This is a genomic window from Klebsiella sp. WP4-W18-ESBL-05 (assembly GCF_014169075.1).
Lineage (GTDB): Bacteria > Pseudomonadota > Gammaproteobacteria > Enterobacterales > Enterobacteriaceae > Kluyvera > Kluyvera ascorbata_B.
In genome coordinates this window covers 25120-42001 of record NZ_AP022058.1, presented here as the reverse complement: position 1 = coordinate 42001, position 16882 = coordinate 25120, and the positions used below count along the sequence as shown (strand labels likewise).

The 16882-nt window shown below is 45.5% G+C and carries 24 protein-coding genes; 3 read left to right on the top strand and 21 right to left on the bottom strand.

The window, feature by feature from the left end; translation table 11 throughout:
• Nucleotides 1–41: 41 nt before the first annotated feature.
• Together H7R58_RS24010 and H7R58_RS25685 are read left to right on the top strand one after the other, a co-directional pair.
• A complete protein-coding gene (locus H7R58_RS24010) occupies nt 42–281 on the top strand; it encodes a hypothetical protein (protein ID WP_001549892.1) in 240 nt (79 codons plus the stop codon).
• A gap of 2 nt (nt 282–283) precedes the next feature.
• Nucleotides 284–664, top strand: a complete 381-nt coding sequence (locus H7R58_RS25685) for a HumD family translesion DNA polymerase (protein ID WP_000506741.1) — start codon at nt 284–286, stop codon at nt 662–664.
• A gap of 139 nt (nt 665–803) precedes the next feature.
• Here the strand turns inward: H7R58_RS25685 and dqlB are convergent, their stop codons facing one another.
• From dqlB to H7R58_RS23990, 5 genes are all read right to left on the bottom strand, one after another.
• Complete coding sequence (gene dqlB / locus H7R58_RS25535) at nt 804–899, bottom strand: DinQ-like type I toxin DqlB (RefSeq protein ID WP_000609145.1); 96 nt, start codon at nt 897–899, stop codon at nt 804–806.
• Between the two features lie 804 nt (nt 900–1703).
• Nucleotides 1704–1982: a hypothetical protein gene (locus H7R58_RS24005; protein ID WP_001093608.1), complete on the bottom strand. Its 279-nt coding sequence runs from the start codon at nt 1980–1982 to the stop codon at nt 1704–1706.
• A gap of 289 nt (nt 1983–2271) precedes the next feature.
• A complete protein-coding gene (locus tag H7R58_RS24000) occupies nt 2272–2526 on the bottom strand; it encodes a hypothetical protein (RefSeq protein WP_000510385.1) in 255 nt (84 codons plus the stop codon).
• A gap of 110 nt (nt 2527–2636) precedes the next feature.
• Entirely contained in the window at nt 2637–3458 is an 822-nt protein-coding gene (locus H7R58_RS23995) for a SprT-like domain-containing protein (protein WP_000196235.1), read from the bottom strand.
• Nucleotides 3455–3634, bottom strand: a complete 180-nt coding sequence (locus H7R58_RS23990) for a hypothetical protein (RefSeq protein WP_000136657.1) — start codon at nt 3632–3634, stop codon at nt 3455–3457. The genes H7R58_RS23995 and H7R58_RS23990 overlap by 4 nt, the downstream gene beginning before the upstream one ends.
• A 272-nt stretch (nt 3635–3906) precedes the next feature.
• Here H7R58_RS23990 and H7R58_RS23985 point away from each other — a divergent pair, with 272 nt between their 5' ends.
• Entirely contained in the window at nt 3907–4557 is a 651-nt protein-coding gene (locus tag H7R58_RS23985) for a YkgJ family cysteine cluster protein (protein WP_001549939.1), read from the top strand.
• Between the two features lie 38 nt (nt 4558–4595).
• Here H7R58_RS23985 and H7R58_RS23980 read toward each other — a convergent pair whose 3' ends face one another.
• From H7R58_RS23980 to H7R58_RS23910, 16 genes are all read right to left on the bottom strand, one after another.
• The gene (locus H7R58_RS23980; RefSeq protein ID WP_172700837.1) at nt 4596–5051 is read right to left on the bottom strand and encodes an H-NS histone family protein; all 456 of its coding nucleotides are present in this window, start codon (nt 5049–5051) and stop codon (nt 4596–4598) included.
• A gap of 11 nt (nt 5052–5062) precedes the next feature.
• Nucleotides 5063–7390, bottom strand: coding sequence for a type IA DNA topoisomerase (locus H7R58_RS23975; protein ID WP_182934830.1), 2328 nt, complete (start codon nt 7388–7390; stop codon nt 5063–5065).
• Between the two features lie 2 nt (nt 7391–7392).
• Nucleotides 7393–7989 carry a DUF6012 family protein gene (locus H7R58_RS23970; protein ID WP_001549935.1) on the bottom strand — a complete coding sequence of 199 codons (597 nt, stop codon included), beginning with the start codon at nt 7987–7989 and terminating at the stop codon, nt 7393–7395.
• 2 nt (nt 7990–7991) lie between these two features.
• Nucleotides 7992–8378 (bottom strand): hypothetical protein, encoded by a 387-nt coding sequence (locus tag H7R58_RS23965; protein ID WP_001549933.1) that lies wholly within the window; start codon nt 8376–8378, stop codon nt 7992–7994.
• Nucleotides 8379–8386: 8 nt separating this feature from the next.
• Entirely contained in the window at nt 8387–8692 is a 306-nt protein-coding gene (locus H7R58_RS23960; protein WP_015059068.1) for a hypothetical protein, read from the bottom strand.
• An 8-nt stretch (nt 8693–8700) separates the two neighbouring features.
• Nucleotides 8701–9135, bottom strand: a complete 435-nt coding sequence (locus tag H7R58_RS25390) for a hypothetical protein (RefSeq protein ID WP_227674999.1) — start codon at nt 9133–9135, stop codon at nt 8701–8703.
• A 13-nt stretch (nt 9136–9148) separates the two neighbouring features.
• Entirely contained in the window at nt 9149–9619 is a 471-nt protein-coding gene (locus tag H7R58_RS23955; RefSeq protein ID WP_042061033.1) for a thermonuclease family protein, read from the bottom strand.
• The gene (locus tag H7R58_RS23950) at nt 9616–9942 is read right to left on the bottom strand and encodes a hypothetical protein (protein ID WP_015059071.1); all 327 of its coding nucleotides are present in this window, start codon (nt 9940–9942) and stop codon (nt 9616–9618) included. Before H7R58_RS23950 ends, H7R58_RS23955 begins: the two co-directional genes overlap by 4 nt.
• A gap of 85 nt (nt 9943–10027) precedes the next feature.
• The gene (locus H7R58_RS23945) at nt 10028–10342 is read right to left on the bottom strand and encodes a TrbM/KikA/MpfK family conjugal transfer protein (protein WP_001549928.1); all 315 of its coding nucleotides are present in this window, start codon (nt 10340–10342) and stop codon (nt 10028–10030) included.
• A gap of 87 nt (nt 10343–10429) precedes the next feature.
• Nucleotides 10430–10822 carry a cag pathogenicity island Cag12 family protein gene (locus H7R58_RS23940; protein ID WP_001549927.1) on the bottom strand — a complete coding sequence of 131 codons (393 nt, stop codon included), beginning with the start codon at nt 10820–10822 and terminating at the stop codon, nt 10430–10432.
• Nucleotides 10819–12654 (bottom strand): type IV secretory system conjugative DNA transfer family protein, encoded by a 1836-nt coding sequence (locus H7R58_RS23935; protein ID WP_032309849.1) that lies wholly within the window; start codon nt 12652–12654, stop codon nt 10819–10821. The genes H7R58_RS23940 and H7R58_RS23935 overlap by 4 nt, the downstream gene beginning before the upstream one ends.
• 2 nt (nt 12655–12656) lie before the next feature.
• Nucleotides 12657–13691, bottom strand: a complete 1035-nt coding sequence (virB11, locus tag H7R58_RS23930; protein ID WP_042061028.1) for a P-type DNA transfer ATPase VirB11 — start codon at nt 13689–13691, stop codon at nt 12657–12659.
• Nucleotides 13688–13885 carry a hypothetical protein gene (locus H7R58_RS23925; protein WP_032672681.1) on the bottom strand — a complete coding sequence of 66 codons (198 nt, stop codon included), beginning with the start codon at nt 13883–13885 and terminating at the stop codon, nt 13688–13690. Before H7R58_RS23925 ends, virB11 begins: the two co-directional genes overlap by 4 nt.
• A gap of 1 nt (nt 13886) precedes the next feature.
• Nucleotides 13887–15098, bottom strand: a complete 1212-nt coding sequence (virB10, locus tag H7R58_RS23920; RefSeq protein ID WP_001549922.1) for a VirB10/TraB/TrbI family type IV secretion system protein — start codon at nt 15096–15098, stop codon at nt 13887–13889.
• Nucleotides 15095–16024 carry a TrbG/VirB9 family P-type conjugative transfer protein gene (locus H7R58_RS23915; RefSeq protein ID WP_021542862.1) on the bottom strand — a complete coding sequence of 310 codons (930 nt, stop codon included), beginning with the start codon at nt 16022–16024 and terminating at the stop codon, nt 15095–15097. Before H7R58_RS23915 ends, virB10 begins: the two co-directional genes overlap by 4 nt.
• A 5-nt stretch (nt 16025–16029) precedes the next feature.
• Nucleotides 16030–16758 (bottom strand): VirB8 family type IV secretion system protein, encoded by a 729-nt coding sequence (locus H7R58_RS23910; RefSeq protein WP_042061021.1) that lies wholly within the window; start codon nt 16756–16758, stop codon nt 16030–16032.
• Nucleotides 16759–16882 lie beyond the last annotated feature (124 nt).

Below are 16882 nucleotides of genomic sequence, written 5' to 3'. Positions count from 1 at the left end.
ATACTGTATATGCATACAGCTATATTGATCGGAGGTTTTTCATGCCTAGACACTATGAAATTGACTCAGCCTGGCGTGCGAGCATTAAGCGTGAGCCGAACGGTCGTCAGACAGTTACGACAGAAGCCTTTGTCAGCCAGCTTGCGCTGATTAATTTTCACTGGAGTTGTCGCCAAGCAAATCAGTGGATTGAAACCTACGTGACCGTTTTTAAAGACATTTCCACTCAGGAAGGAGAGAACCGGACATTCATGCTTTTTAACCCCAACGGAGGCCGTTAAAAATGGGTTTTCCATCGCCAGCAACCGACTACCAGGAAAACAGGCTGTCACTCGATCAGCACTGTAATACAGGAGCGCCGGGAGTATTCTTTTTTCGAAGTGATACCTACTCTTTCCGGGAAGGGATAAAGCCTGGTGCGCTGCTCATAGTAGATTTTGGGGGCACGCCCGTTGACGGGTCTTTGGTGCTCTGTGTCCTGGAACAAGAATTCAGGATCATGCGATTGCGACTACACCCCAAGCGGTGTCTCCAGGAACTCGATAAGCTGGATAACTTCAGGGCTATACCTGATGACGATGAGGACGGGTTGGAGGTCAGGGGGGTCATTACGCACATTGTTACCGATGCAAGAACAGGGGAGTTTCATGAAATGCCTGTTTAGGAGTGATTAAAGGTAACTTGTGCGCAGAAGGTCAGGTGTGTGGTGGTTAGTACAGACTAGTGAATGTTGTAACTAAACTATATTTTTATTAAAGGCCGGAGGTGGTGTTCCTCCGGCCTTAATTACGTTTCCGTGTTCATTAGTCGATGAACTGGCGGATCAGTTCCAGAATGGCAATCAGCGCGTTTGCAAGCGCCGCTACCGCCCTCAGAACGATGATTAACAGGTTAATCATCCGTTTTCTCCATAAATGGAGTAAAGACACCGTGGCTTGCTCTTACACTGCCTGTCACCACGGCTTCTCTTCGTCTTGTCAGTTGTAGAGAGTCTCACTCCTGCCAGAGCACAGATAACCAGCACCACCTGTATTACCTGTCAGGACTTTGAACCTGTTCATGCCGCATTTAGCGGAATGCAGGGAGAGACTCACCACAGAGCTAACCCTCTGATTATACGTTTATCTAACGTTCAGGCAAACCGTTAACGCACAGTCACTGCCCGTCATATTGCATAATCAGGCTTCACGGATTATCATACTATTGTCAGTTGTAGAGAGTTTCCCTTCCGGGCTGAGTTACCAGCTCGCACCGGAACCGTAAAAAAGCCGACCTCACCAGTCGGTTTTTTTACGTCTGCGGTTTCCCGCTTCGTTTAAATCTATTTTAAATGAATAAATTGTTCTGCGGCAAACCCAACAACATAAGGACGTTAGGGTTGATGGTTGCCGAAATCGCGGTGCGTTACGTGAATTCTGAGGTTTTGCGAGGGGGATTGGGCGCGAGAATTTACGAGAGAGCGCCGGAACAATGCCGGGATCACAAACCATCACCCGTGAAAGAAATCTTCCGGCATTGCCCGGTCAGGTAGTATGACATTCATTGTCAACGGCCATCAATTTATAAGCTGCTTTGCACTTCATAAAAGATCACCACCAGGGCTGCTAAAACAGTACCGATAGCCAGCACGTTAAAAAGTACGTCCTTCATCTTTACGAACGACATACTGATTTGCGTCCTTTCCCTTTTGTCAGCCTTCTCTATCATCCAGCGTTGGTATGAATCACTGTTACTTTTTCTGTCCATGTTCCCCCCAATTCATCAATGAGCACCAGGCGGCCACCAGGCTTCTTGCCAACAAAGTAACGGCCTCGCGGCAGACGTTCGCCAGTCTTCAGCCGTTCGATCCAGTCCTGAAATGCAGGGCGCGGTTTATAGCTGTAGCGGCCAAAATCAGCTAAAGACTGCGTGACCATGACTGTTTGGCAGCCATGCTTTCTCATATCACGAAACGTATTTTCCAGTGCAGCCAGTGTATTCATTTGCACGTTCTCTCTGCTTTTCCCATGAGGATATTAACGACACTCAAAACTAACACCGTTGGCATGATCACGGCAGCATAGCCGACAGCAACGGCCTGATATATGGTCAATGAGTAGTCGGGCTGTTTATACAATACGACTGAAAAAATGCTCCCCAAACAAGCAAGCAGAGTTAAAAACAAGTAATCGACAAATCTGTTTTTATAGATAACCCATGCAACGATGCAGGGATATGACACCAGGCACAGGATAATCGCATTTGTGGTATGCACGTTTCGCTCCTTGTTATTTAAGGGTTGTCAGCCAGATCAAACAGATTGTTCAGGCTGGAACGGAATTGTTTTACCGATGATACCAGCTCCTGACTCCGCGCTTTTTCCTGCGCCAGTTCACGCCGTAGCTGCGCCATCTCGTCTCTGTTACGCTGAAGCTCAAGGATAGCCGTCATAAAGGTTTTGCTGGCTGATGCCTGTCCGGTCGCTTCCTGCGCCTTTTTAATGGCCTGATCTTCGTCGTCATTCGTTCTGATTGTGTAATGCCCCATGATACCCCTCTTTTGCTGTCATTTTTGCGCTGCCGGCGCGAACCCGGGAAGAAACTTTGCTGGCAAAAAAACACTGGCCAACAGCTGTGACCGGGAAAATTTGCTGGCAATTAATTTTCGATGAAAGCCAGCTCGCAATCGCCGCATTCAATATTCAGTCCGGCTTTGCCCCACACGGCAGCGCCACACCCGCGACACTGATATTTAACTTTATTTCGTTTTGGCTTGTCCTCAAATGCTGCAACTGACAAATCATTGTCATTGCTCCCGGCCATATCATCTGAATGGCTCCCGTTCTGCGGTGACACTGACGGCAGCAGAGCCATAGAAAGCACCGCTTCTATATCAATCCCGGCCTCAGCATTTTGATGCGCCAGAGCAAGCGTTTCGCGCCATTGCTCTATTACGGCGGTCATATCTTTTTGTTGTTCGACCTGGACAGGGAAGCGATCAAACCAGCTCAAAGCAAATTGCCCCTGGAACAGTTCCAGTGTGACGCGCTGGAAGCGGCCACCAGGGATCGGATAGTCATTAATCTTCTGGCCGACTTTCGCACCACCAGGTCTCCCGGTGGAGGAGGGCATAAGTCCGATACTTTCCATTTTTGCCGCCCACTGCGCATTGTGGTACGTCTTACGCGACGGGTTGCCGTAGTGGTACTGCCACATATGGCACTGCTCATGAACCAGCGTTTGCATGACTTCAATAAGCGGGTACACCGGGAAGTATTCAGGATTGAGGGCGATTTCATCAATCATCCTGCCGCTGCCGTCAGCAGCAACAAAGCGCCTGTAACTGAAATAGCCCATTGTGTTCTTGCCGCGCTGGAACGTAATCAGACAGTCAGGGAGTTCGCCGTCAAAAAGGCGCTGGTTATAGAAATCAAACGCCTGTTGTAGCTCGCTGTAAGCGCGTTCCGTGGCTCTTGTCATGCTGAAGTTCGCTTAGCGGCGTTCCGATATTCCTGTAACTCTGCAACAATAGCAGGGAACACATCAGCGCAACGCTGTGCCAGCTTAACCGCCTTTGAACAAACGCCCATACCATGTGCTCTTTTGAGCGCCTCCAACAAATCTGCCAGTTCCTCGTCAGTGATTTTTTCAGTCATCTATTAAGCATCTCCATTATCTGTATCGTACGATACAGATAATATAAACCACACCTTTGCTAGCGGCAATCTTTTTTGCTGGCAATTTCAAGCCCAAGGCGGGTATCGAGTGAGTAAGATTGCTGGCAAAAATCAACGGCCAAACCGGCTGCAGGAAACTGGTTTGCTGGCAAGCGTGATTTACTGCTGGGCTTGATACCTTGCCATTGAATGACGCTTGTTTTAGTGTCAAAAGAACAACCAGCGCGAGAAGAATAAAGGAAGCAAAAGCAATGGATATCAAACCTAACTCAGTGATCCACCTGGAGCCAGGCGATACATTACCCGGCCATACCAATCTGAAACCCGTACCTGATAAGTATCTCGATGAGTTAAAGGCACTCATAAATAAACTCAATACTCAATCAGGTAATATTTACCTCAAGTTAAAACAGATGTACGCCTTTTTGGATCGTTTTAACAAAGAATTTGTGAGCACGTTTACCTCCTGTCAAAAGGGGTGCTCTTCGTGCTGTAAAATCGATGTTCATTTAACCGCGCTTGAGGCAACACATATTGCACAAGCAAGTAAACTCACTGCCAGAGACAACCCGCTTACGACCGGGCATGAGTCAAAATGTCCGTTTTTGTCTGAGAAGGGAACATGCTCAATCTACAATTACCGCCCGCTGTTATGCAGGACATATCATGTACTCACTCCGCCGGAAATGTGTAACGACCCGGATGCACAAGTCATGCAGTATGGTTCTCAAAGTGCGAACATGGGAAATCACATCTACAAAACAATAGCTGAGTGGATCTATTTTCAGACGTATCACTGCACTGGTAAGTTAGAAACCAAAGATATCAGAGACTACTTCCCTTATCCCCGCGAAGATATCCAAAGATTTCTTCACCATAACCCCCCGCGCCCTTTTTGCTAAAAAAAAAGCCTCCGACGCAGTGTCAGAGGCTTGTTAGATTACTGTTCGTCACCAACAGAGCTGGAAGCGTCTTTTTTGATGAGAAACTCATCAAGAGAACGGCCAGCTTTTAATGCTTCGTCGATTGGTTTTGGTGTCCGGCCACGGCCAGACCAGTATTTCGTTTCGCCGTTTTCGTTAAACTGATATTTAGGCGGCGCTTTTGGCAACGTCTTTTTCCGTGTTTTTGGCGCATCTTCGGACAGGCCAAGCAGTTCTTCCGGTGAAAAACCTTCTCCGGCGATCAGCTGGAGCAGTTCCTGGCGCTTTCTTTCGCGTTCTGCGCGTTCTGCTGCCTCACGCTCTGCTTCTTCACGGCGTTCTTCGATCACGGCATTAAGCTTTTCCTGCATTTCCAGCAGTTGTTCAAAGCTGGTTTCTCGCGCAAAAACACGAACAGAGCGAATATTCAGGAGTAGCTTTCGTGTTGCATCAAATGTTTCATTTTCACTCATCGCGTTAATCCTTATTTTTTACTGAACTGAAACCCAAGTTTACCCGTAGCTTTATCCTGCAAAACAATTGCAGCGTCAAACTTTTTCCCGGTTTTATTACTGGTAAAGCCTTTAATCTCTCCGGTTTTACCTTTTTTGATTAATGTTTCAACCTGATTTTGTGTCAGTTTTTTTCCTGACACTTCAGACCAGATTTTAAACTCGCACCCGGAACAGAAAAAGCCTTTAGGCCGGATAATAATTTCTTTACTACATGAAGGGCAGGGGGCTTCGAGCCGGGACATGGAACCTTCTGATCTGGATTTTGCTTCCATATCCGGCTTGCCGTCTTTGTCCGGGAATGTTGTCTTGCATTCAGGATAGCAGGAGCATCCCCAGAAAAAGCCATTTTGCCCCTTACGTTTACGCAGGAAACCGTTGTTACAGACCGGGCAGGACGTGGCATTTGAAGAAATCGAAATTCCGTTCCTGTCCAGCTCGTCGATTAACCCCTGGACATACTCATCATTTTCCTTAATAAACTCCTCAACCGTCAGCTCTCCGGCTTTGATCTGAGACTGCTTTTCAGCCCACAGAGCGGAGATATCCGGTTTAGTGATTTCAGGAGGCAGTGCAGCGCAAAACTCCTGGCCTTGTTTTGTGGTTTTCCATACCAGCTCCGAATACCCCTTTTCTTTTTCGATGGAGATAAGCCCGGTATTTGCCGCCAGTTTCTCAAGAATGCCCGCGCGAGTGGCTTCCGTTCCGATACTGCCACGATCACTGCTGCCCTCGTCTTTCGCTTCCAGCGCCTTTCTGAGAGCCGGATCATCAATGAATTTTGCTGCACTCGTCATGGCGGCCAGTAAGGTTGACTCTGTGAAATAGCGAGGTGGTGTAGTCTTTTTCTTGTCCACGTCTGCCGATTCACACAGGCCGCTGTCATTAAATTTCAGCAATGAAAGATCAAAACTATCCGTTCCGGCATCTTCGGTTTCGTCCTCATCATCACTATCCTTACCTAGCGCCTCCCAGCCCTTTTGTACCAGAACGCTCTGTGTGGCCGTAAAAGTATCCCCCTTAATATCAAAGTGGATTTTCGTCTTGTTGCGGATCGCATCCGGGTAGAACAGCCCGATAAAGTAGACGGACACCAGGTTATAAACGTTCCGCTCTTTTTCATTAAGCTGAATACCGGCTCCGCTTTTTGTCGTCGGGATGATGGCGTGGTGCGCCTCAATCTTGCTGGCATTAAAGGCTTTGTGCTTCTGGCCTTTATCCATATCTGCGATCGCAGACGCCAGTTCGGGTACGGTGGCCGCTATCGCGGCAGCAATATCTCCGGCCTGGTAGTAATGCTCATCTGAAAGATAGCGATTGTCAGAACGTGGATAGGTCAGAAGCTTGTGAGTTTCATACAACCCCTGCATCACATCGAGCGTATCTTTTGCAGAATAACCAAATCGCTTTGCGCATAGCTGCTGTAGCGTGGAAAGGTTAAGCGGCAGCGGTGGTTTCGTGTTTTCCGGCTTTGTCGTCGCGATAGTAACAATAGCGTGCTTACCCGTAACCCGCCCGGCAATATGCTCGGCCTGAGCTTCGGAAATCAGGCGTTTTTTCTCGTCTATCTGATCGTCGTCTGTTGTCTGATATTTCGCCTTAATCTGATGCCCGTTCATCGACAGACTGGCAAATACATCGTAATAAAAGCTTTCTGTGTGGTTCTGGTTCGCCAGCGTGCGCATGTTCACCAGGCCAAGAACAGCACTTTGTACCCGACCAACGTTCAGAACGCCGTCATAGCCCTTCTCACGGCCTTTTAATGTACATCCCCGCGTCATGTTATAGCCAAAACCCTGATCACACAGGGAACGCGCCAGGGCGCTTAACGTCATACCGCGAAATTTATCGTTAGGCTGTAAATTAGCCAGCGATTTTTGCACTGGCGCAAGGTTGAGGTCGGCAACAAGCAGCCGATGGACGGGTTTCTTGTTTCCGGCATAACCTAAAATCTCATCGACCAGCAAACATCCTTCATCATCGGGGTCGCCAGAATGAACGATACTGTCGGCTTTATCGATAAGAGACAAAATGATGCGGGTCTGTACTTCGGATTCTGGCTTGATTTTATACTGAGGCGGGTAAACCGATTTAATCGGTAAATCACCAAAGCTCCACCTGGAATATTTTTCGTCATAATCCTCCGGGTCGTAAAGCTCCAGCATATGACCATAACACCAGGTAACGACATCAGAGCCATGTTCAAAGTAGCCGTTTTTCTTTTCCGTATTTGGGTTACCACCCAGCCCTTCAAAAATCGCTTTTGCTAAAGAGGGTTTTTCTGCAATAAAAAGTCTCATAATTAGCCCTTAGTCAAATCAATAGTGCTTTCAAAAGATGGCAGTCGCTCAAAAAGAGAATGTTGCGTATTTAGTCGCTCTGACTGAATAGTATGCAGTAACAGACTTTCCTCTCTGCTCTTAAGAAAATCACCCCATTCATACTCAATCCACACATCATGGGTATTTTCTCCTGGCTTATTGAGAAATGACTCCATCTTTGGCTGAATTTTCACCGGAGCAAGATTTTCATAAGCTGAATGAACCCGACGATCCCATGAATCAAAACCGCCATTTAACATTATATCGTGTGAGACCATATCAAAATCGTTATCTTCGATGTAGGTTGTCACACGATGATTGATCATACCCATATTTTCTATATTCCACTGGTAATCAGTGGTAAACCACTTAAGATGCTTATCAGTCTTTAGTAAAAGTCCATTTATGGCTTTTCTGCCTTTCCTCATACCAACCCAGATATTTTTATTCGGGTAGGGTCTTCCCGTTGACAGTGCATCACCTTCGATTATGAAATCAAGTTCAGGAATGGTTATTGATTCAAGATGGCATTTATTTGCCATCAGATGAAACAATCTTGGAACAAGGTGCAGGTACATGATTACTCTCCAACATCAGAGTTGTGGGTTCCTGGGAAACTAATAAGAAACTCATCCGTTCTTCCTTTACCATGATTGAAGAGAGGTTTTAAAGCATTCTCCCTACCGAATTCAGCAACGAATGATTCAACATCACGAATAAAACATGACATGTACTGATAACTGTCAGTCTGGAACAACTCCTGTAAATCTTCTCCATGCATAACCGCATACTGGCAAAGACGGTCATACAAATTTTGTAAGGATCGATAATCAGAATCAGGAACGACTATATCAACTTCTGCCGCGCTTTCTGTCATAAGAGAAGAAACAAAAATATCTGCACTGACGCGAACTTCCCTTACACTCACTCTGTTATTAAAACGTTCTTTTTCGATTTCATTAAACATGATAGTTTTCACCACTTATGACTACGTACATATGCCATACAGAGCTGTAACGGAAGATTATGTTTAACCGACATGAACTCTGCACATTGTTCATCATCAAAAACTCGCATGCCATCAGAGATTCTAATAAAATGAGGGTTTTCCTTTCTTTCTTTTTCCAGTGTGTTTATATCGAACAACCCACTGGATGTTATATCCACTAAATCCATGTAATGCCATTGAGCCGTTTCTAATTCATCAAGAGTCCTTGCCTGATCTTTCATTTTAGAAAGCAATCTTTCCAGTTCACGCAAAGCCTTTTCTTTATTCATCATTCCCTCGCTCAATCATCATCATAAGTTACAGAGAAAATTTCCTCCATCAGCCAAAAATCAATAACGGATTTATCTTTTTCAGCGAGGTGTTTGTATGTCTTTGAATACTTGCGCGCCATTTTCAAAAGATCGAGACTGTTAGCAATAAATTCCTTTTCGTGAAGATTGATTTCACGGAGGACTTTTAAGTATTCGGTATTAGGATGATAAAAGGCATTTTCTCCTAACTCTGCTTCCTCTTGTTTAATCCAGTCACCCAGATTAACGCTAAACTGTTCTGTTTTATCAGGAAGCCAGTCATTCGAATTTAGCTCAATCGGGACTAACGGCTCTGCTCTTTTGTGACATACAAGACAAACATGAATATTTTTATCTTTATCAAAACGCATAGCCTTGCATTTGCCGCAATCACACCATCCATCTAATTGCTCTGGACATTTCATAATGAAAACCCTCTTATTTTTTATGCCGCCATTCCCACGGGGGAACAGGTTGATTATCAGCCCACAGGCCGCGCTTCTGTGTCTGTGCTTCCCGTTGCAGAGCCGGTAATGAGTTATCGGTGTTGTACCTGTCATAAACCCATGCAGCCCCTTTTAGCACTTGCTGGCGGTTAGCCTCAGTGCCGTTCGCTGTTATCACTCGTCCCAGGATTCGCCCGTAGCGATCTGTTTGTGTATAAGAGACGGTAACGAATTGTCCTGCAAGAATGGCTTTAAGTTGATTAGTTGACCAGCGTCCAAAGGGTTGTTTCTTTTCCGGGGCATCGATATTCAGGAGACGAACCCTGACAGGTTGTTGCTCCTGCAATACTTCAATGGTGTCACCATCAAGTACACGAATAACCTTCCCCTGAATCTGAGCAGCACACAATGTAGCTGGCAACAGGGCAACAGCAAAGGAAAGAGCATTAAGAAAATGTCTCATTGCTTTCTTCCCTCCCATATTGATGAGAGTCGTTTAAAAATGGATAAAACGACAATTAAAGCCACTGCGATAACAGCCAGTGAAGGAAGTACATAGCTGTATAACTCAACCATGAAATTAATAAACTCCATGAGCGATTGCGGCTTTAAGGAAGCATCCCACAAAGCGATAACAACACGATAAAGCCCATAGACAATTGCCGGAAACCAGACCATAAACAACAAGATTTCAGTAAAAACAGAAGCGACCGCTTTGGCACTATCGATAATTTCAATTCCGGCGATCCGTACACTTCTTGCATCAGGTGCATTAATAATTTTCATCCTTCCCCCCTGTAAAAAATGTTCGCAAGTTCCAGTCTCACCCCTGAAACTTGCGTATTCACATCAGAATTAAACCATAACAGACTTAAAAGTTTTTCAATCGACCAAAGCTTGAAATAATTTTGTTTACTGTACCTGCATCAGCCGAAGGACATTCATTTAGCTTTTTCTTCCTGGCATCTGCCGTGTGATTGGGTAAAAAACCATGTTTATTTTTTTTCCTGATTGACATAAAACTTTTATACATCGGGTCACACTCTGCCGGACTACTTCCGTCAAGTTTTCCGGCAAGGCATAACACCATTGCACATGGATCGTTCGGGTCGGCCTTTTCCTCAGCATGAGCAGTTCCGGCAGCGAACGCACAAAGCAGCACTGCCGTTGTTACGGTCTTTTTCATATACACCTCATGGATAACGGGCAACTAACGCCCTGCGGTTGTTCAACCCCGGCTCAATAAAATTGCAGGAATTTTATTAATCCGGCGTTATCGGGATAAATAAACACTGGTAGTCCGGCAAGAAAGACAGTTCATTTTATAACGATACTGTATGACACCGTTTGCACCATTCGCCCTCAACCAGTTTTTAGCTGTGAAAAAGTCTTTTCCATTACTGGTTTCAACAATCACTGAATCAGAATGTGCAACAGAATAAAAAACAGCATCATCATAAAGGCGGTTTTCAGGTCTGAAATCATGGATAACCTTAACCCACGATGAATTAACCTTATCTGATTTAATGACTGAATATGTCGGTTGCCAGTCCATTAATTGTGCATTCACCGTTTCGGGATTCTGTTTCCAGTCAACCTGTGGCGGTTCCGGTGGAGAGGAACAGGCAGAGAGAAAAAGGACACTGACCATTAACATTTTTTTCATAGTAAAACCTCTGACTCCAGCTCACCGACGGAGAGCATTTTTTCTTTAGAAGGATATTTAAGCCCTTTAACACCCAATACTTTTTTAGTCTTATTCAGGGAGGCGGTTAACTCGGTAAGTTTAGGGCTTACCATCATCAGCCTGTCCATAAAATACGGGTCGAGGAAGTAGAGAGCTTTCTCTGCTTTAACCGGGTTTTCACCTTTAAGAATGATAAATTCTTCTTTAAAATCCAGCGTTCCCAGCTCCTGCGGGAGCACAAGGGCGCGCTGCGCCTCACTTTCTGAACTACTTTTCGACGTCGAGCGTCCGCTTGTCTTACTTGATCCTGTCGATTTAGTGGTGATATAGCCCAGCTTTTCCGAAATCTTTTTAGCGTCATCTTCTTCACTGACAGCATAGATAATCCGGCAGGGATGCGCACTCATCAGCGTTTTGGCACCTTCAACACCATAGATTTCATTAAGCTGACTGATATTCTGATAAATCGTCAGAAGTTTGAGTTTAAACCCGGCAATATAACCCGAACCTTTTTTAATGATTGGCATGTAACCAATAGACGGAAACTCATCCAGGAACATCAGACAGTCATGTTTCAGGGTCGGGTCAAAGTCAGGGTTTTCACGTAACGTGACTTCCACAACGAAATTAAAGAACAGGTTGAGGAAGTCATAGGCCAGTGACATATCTTCAGCATTAACGCCAACATAAACAGTGATATCTTCCCGGCGCAACTGGCGAAGGTCAAAATCATTTCCGTCTGTGCATTTACGGACAGTCGGAAGATAAAACAGACTCATTTTCTTACGAAACGAACCATCAATACTCGAACGTTGTTCATCCTCTGTTTCGTGATACTCCCTGATTTTGGTCAGTGCATCGCGCAGATGATACAGTGCGTTTTCATCAAGTCCTTTCGTTCCCTCCAGGTCTTCTCGCTTACTGAGTATCAGTTCCCGGTCAATGTTGCTGTACAAATCGACTACAGAACCAATTGAGAAAACAGGTTTAAGCCCGAACTCACCAAGCCAGGAAGGGTCGTAGTTAATAAAGAAATGAAGCAGTTTAGCCAGCCCCGTCCAGTACTGCCCCGCGAGGTTATTAAAGTGAGCTTCCGCTCCGGTCAGACCGTAAGACGGGAACAGGATCTCAATCAGCTTCAGCAGGTCTTTAGCCCCGCTCTCTGCTTTTAAATCAATATAGAAAAGCGGGTTAAACTGATGCGTTTTACTGTTGAAAGGGTCAAGAAGATAGACTTTATTACCCAGCAGTTTTTCACGTACCTTACTGGTGATTTTCCACAGTTCCTGTTTTGGATCTAATGCAATCAGGGAATGTTTCCTGACCAGCAGGTTTGGAATACCGATTGCAGCCCCTTTACCTGCTCGGGTTCCTGCGCCAAGTGATACAAAATCTGGTGCGGTATACCACAGGTATTTACCTTTATACGCCCCGACCAGAATATCAGTATCGTTTTCTTTCTCCCATTTCAGAAGCTTCGATTTCCTTAAATCATTATCACTGGCAAACTTCGCGTCACCATAAAGAGCAACATCCGTTTTATTCAGTTGCCAGATTATAAAAACAGGCACAATGAGAGATGAAACCATACCTGATAAAAGAGAGGGGATAGCGGTTAATCTGATATCTGTCCGTATATTACTCTCTGTTATTATCCGCCACAGCAACATGGAATCAAAATTCTTCCATATATAAAGCGGCGTTTTTCCGTTCAGGAAGTAAACAGCAACTGAGCCAGTATAATACGTCACAAGACACATAACCAGACCAATAAAAGCCCACTGGCCTTTATCGGGTAGTTTTAGAGACATAATCACTCCTTCAGCTTTTCAAAGTATTCCTGAAAATGAATATCACGATAGTAAATACCCGATGCAAATCGGCGATCCTCTTCATCAATGTACTTAATACTCATAATCACATCGACGTTGCTTAACACCCTCCGCAATATAATGTTGTAGGGTAAATTCTGACATTCAGGGTTCATATAACACCGCTGAACCAGCCCAAGCACAGCATCTTCAGGGGTGCTCTCATGGACGGTTGTAAGGTTCCCTGCATGGCCTGAACTTGAGCCTTTGAGAAAATCCCAGGCTTCCGCACCGCGAACCTCAGTCATGAGGATTCTGTCCGGGTTCATACGAAAACCAGAACGTAAAAGAGAAGCGGAGCTGACAGTGCTACTTTCCCCTTCTGACGGGTAATACAATTTCACATGATTTTTGTGAAACCTGAACTTTGCTTCATCTGTATCTTCGATTGAAATACATCGTAAATGATGGGGTATGTACTGAAGACAGGCATTTGCAAAGGTTGTTTTACCCGCCCCCGTTCCTGCACAAAAGACCATCGTTTTACCCTTAACCAGACATTCAGGGACAAATCGTTCAAAACAATTATCTTTAAACATTAAAGATAATTCATCTTCTTTATCCCTGAATTCAACACCTTGATTTAGCCTTGAGTAAAACCCCTGTTTAACAAAGGTATCATGGTCGATAAACACACTGGACGGCTTACGAATTGTAATAGACACCGTTTCCCGTTCCGTTGCCGGGGGAATGACTATTTGTACACGCTCCCCTCCCGGGAGCGTAACAGAACGTAAGGGATATTCTGGTGTAACCGACCCACCATCATGATAATCAGAAATCGCTCCTGCAAATGACATACAATCTTTAAAATCCATTTTTAATTCATGCTGCTGCCATTTCCCACTCACTTTAACAAACAGTTCATCAGGCCGATTTACCGCGATTTCAGTTAAACCATCAACTTCATTAAGCCAGTGGTGGAAGTATTCATCTACTATTTCGTAAACAATATGTCTGTTCGCCGCATCCTTCATAATCCACCTTTTCTTTTAAGATCTTCAATAAAACGCATGACTTCTTCGTAATTAAATCGATGCGTTTTGAATTGTTTCAGTGGTTTAGGGAAAGGAACGCCATTTATTGGTATGCCCTTACGAATATGATGGTATATTTCGCTTTCCCTTATTCCTGACAGCATTGAAAACTCTTTGATATCCAGCGTTATCAAATTACCTCCGGGAACCCACCATTTTTAATTTGTAGATGCTGGAGAAATCCAGATCCTGACCAACAATCAGAGTAATGATTTCCCCCTGGTTTTTATAAAGCGTTGGCGGGATATTCACACTGTTTGCAAACGCTTCGCGTGCTATATCAGCAAAAGCCTGGCGACTGTTAGCTGTATAATCGGTCTGATTGTCTTTATTACTTTTGGCTGCTCCGCTTGCCGCCTGTGCCACATCGGGGATCATGCCAACCATCATCGCGCCCATAAAGCGATCTGCAAAATGTGTGTCAATCCAGCCTGAAGCCCCGGCCTCACCCAGCGCTCCCGCCGCCTGCGTATCAATCAGCGGAATATCAATGAAAGGTTCCTTGCGTGTTCTCAGCTTCGTAGCAGCGATAAACACGGCTCCCTGACCATGATTGAACGTTCCCGTTTTATACATCAGATATGCGGCAGTTCCCTTTTCAATTAGTTTTACATTCCTGTTTGCACTGTATACGTCCTCATTAATCGTACAGACCAGCTTGCCAGCCAGATCAGAGATAAATCGTCTGTCCAGCGAGCACTTAATCGCGGTATTTTCAGGAATGAAAAGGTTAGGGTCATAAGGAACGCGTGTAATTTTTGAAAGCTGCGCGGGTTGCCCTGAGTTAACAGGCTGAACCTCGGCCTGTTTGTCACTGCCGTTCTCCTCGTTCCTTGTATTGCTGGCCGATGAAGAACTCCCACCGGAACCTGAGGAAGCAGAGCTGCTTCCTCCATAGGCCACATCCAGCGCACGACTGAAGTTCTGTTGTACTTTTTCCGTTGGCATTTCCGCTTTGTCGCTGCTTTCCTTCCGCTCTTCCGTCTTAGCCGGTTCTGCCCTGGTGTTGAATGGATCAACATCATCGCTGAGACCTGTCGCGCGTTTTACTGAACCAGTAGATACCGCATTACTGGCTGGCTTTTCGTCACCGCTGGACATTGCACGGATAATCGACGGGATATAGTAGACCGACACCCCGGCGGCCAGCAGAAGAAATGCAGCGATAATAATCACCAGCCCCTTACGCGATTTTTTAAGCTTCTCGATACCCAGGCGTTTAACTGGTTGTCCTTCACTTTCTCCGTTATCCGTTTTATCGTTTTGCTCATTATCTTTCTGAAGTCTCTCCCGTAGTGCCTGTTCAATTTCTACTGCGGTCGGGATTTTATTTTCCTGTTCGCTCACTGGATCACCTCTTTCTCAACGTTCGGGGAAACGGTATCTCCTGCCGGAAGCCGGACTTTGCCAAAGCCCCGGTTTTCAACCCCAACAACCTGATTTCCCATACGCAATACAAAACGCTGGTCTACAGGAACACCAACAACGGTGAAACTGCCGCTGTTTTTGACTACCGGGTTAGTCAGCGTTTCCTGTTCGCCACTCATAACAAAGACGCTGGGGATTTTTTTCAGGGGGCTGAAGCCAAACCAGGTATAGCGGCCATCGTCATACGCATAATCCGGGCTGATTGACTGGCTGCCGTCAGCTACCCGCTTCCAGTAATCCCAGTTCCGGGGGGACTTCGCGTTTTCAAGAGAACGGTTGATTGCCTGTTCTTCCTGCCGCTTGTTGAGAGCCTCAATCCGTTTCTTCTCGATTTCGGCCTGTTCCTTCCGGCGTTCCTGCGGGTACTGGTAATTAACAACAAAAGCGATCTTGTCCGGCTGCCGGAACGTTCGGGCGTTCAGCTCCATGCTGTAATTACGTTTTGTTGTGCGAACAAACAGGTTTGTTCGCCAGCGTTCCAGGTCGTTTTCAGGATCAAGAGCAACACTGACCACCTCTGAAGACTGGTTGCCACTGTCATCGGTACTGTTCTTCTGTACTGTCTGTTTGACGGGCTTAACTTCCAGATACACCAGGTTATCTTCTTTGTTCACTTCCCAGCCCTGGGGAAAGCCGGTTCTGGCACTGATTACCGTTTCATCCTCGTCAAATACCAGTGTGGTTGTATAGCCGACCGCACTGTTTATAACAGTCGTGTTTTGCGGGTTATAACTGACAATCTGATTACGGGGGTCGAAACGGCTGGCTGCTGGCGTAACGGCTGCATGGCAGACGTGCGACACCAACAGAAGCGCCACAATTAGCGCTCCTTTATTCATTTTCATAGTTTTCACCCTTTCACTTCTTTATCGCGTACATAGCTCGTTACAACGAATTTAAGCGGGTTATTATTTCGGTCACCCGATGCCATTTCGACCTGTGGTTCAATACGGTAGGTCAGTCTGACGTTCCAGTATTCATAATCATCCTGGCCTGTCGCGACATTTCGAATGGTTAATTTAAACCTGACATATGCCCCCATATCCTTATCATCGCGCCGTGATGACGGACTGATAATCACGGAGGGATTATCCTGAACGGATGCTGTTTTTTCCGCTTTATTATAAATAACCTTTGGTGACTGGTTGCTGTTGATTAAAGCGTTGTAATCCGTCGCAACATTCTCAGCGCTGTATAACAGAACATAATCATAATCATGCTGGAGACTGAAATAGTTATACCCTTCACGACGCTTCACATACTGAGTAATAAAGTATTTCGCCAGTGCTTCATTTTCAGAGAGGTTTTCTTTTTTAACGGAAGTCAGCCTTTCAGCAACACCAGTGACACCATTAATAAGATAAGCTTCGACAACCGTACTCTTTAACGGCAGCGCCCCATTCAGAGCCAGCAGAGACAATACACCTACGGCCATCCCTGCAATACCACCGAATTTATAAATGCGGTTCATTTTCTCCTGCATCAATACATTTCTCTCTTCAAAAGTAGTTGAAGAGTCCGTTACTTCTTTTTTCTTGTTAAAACCAGGCAGTTTTAATTCTGAAAGATTAAACCCCATTGCGCATTACCTCTGCTGAATTAACAGGTTCGCTTTTCCCGGATACCGGGGGTTGTTTATGTGACGCCTGGCATCCGACGAGGCAAAGCGTCACGATAGCCGTGATAAGTAGTTTCATATTGAT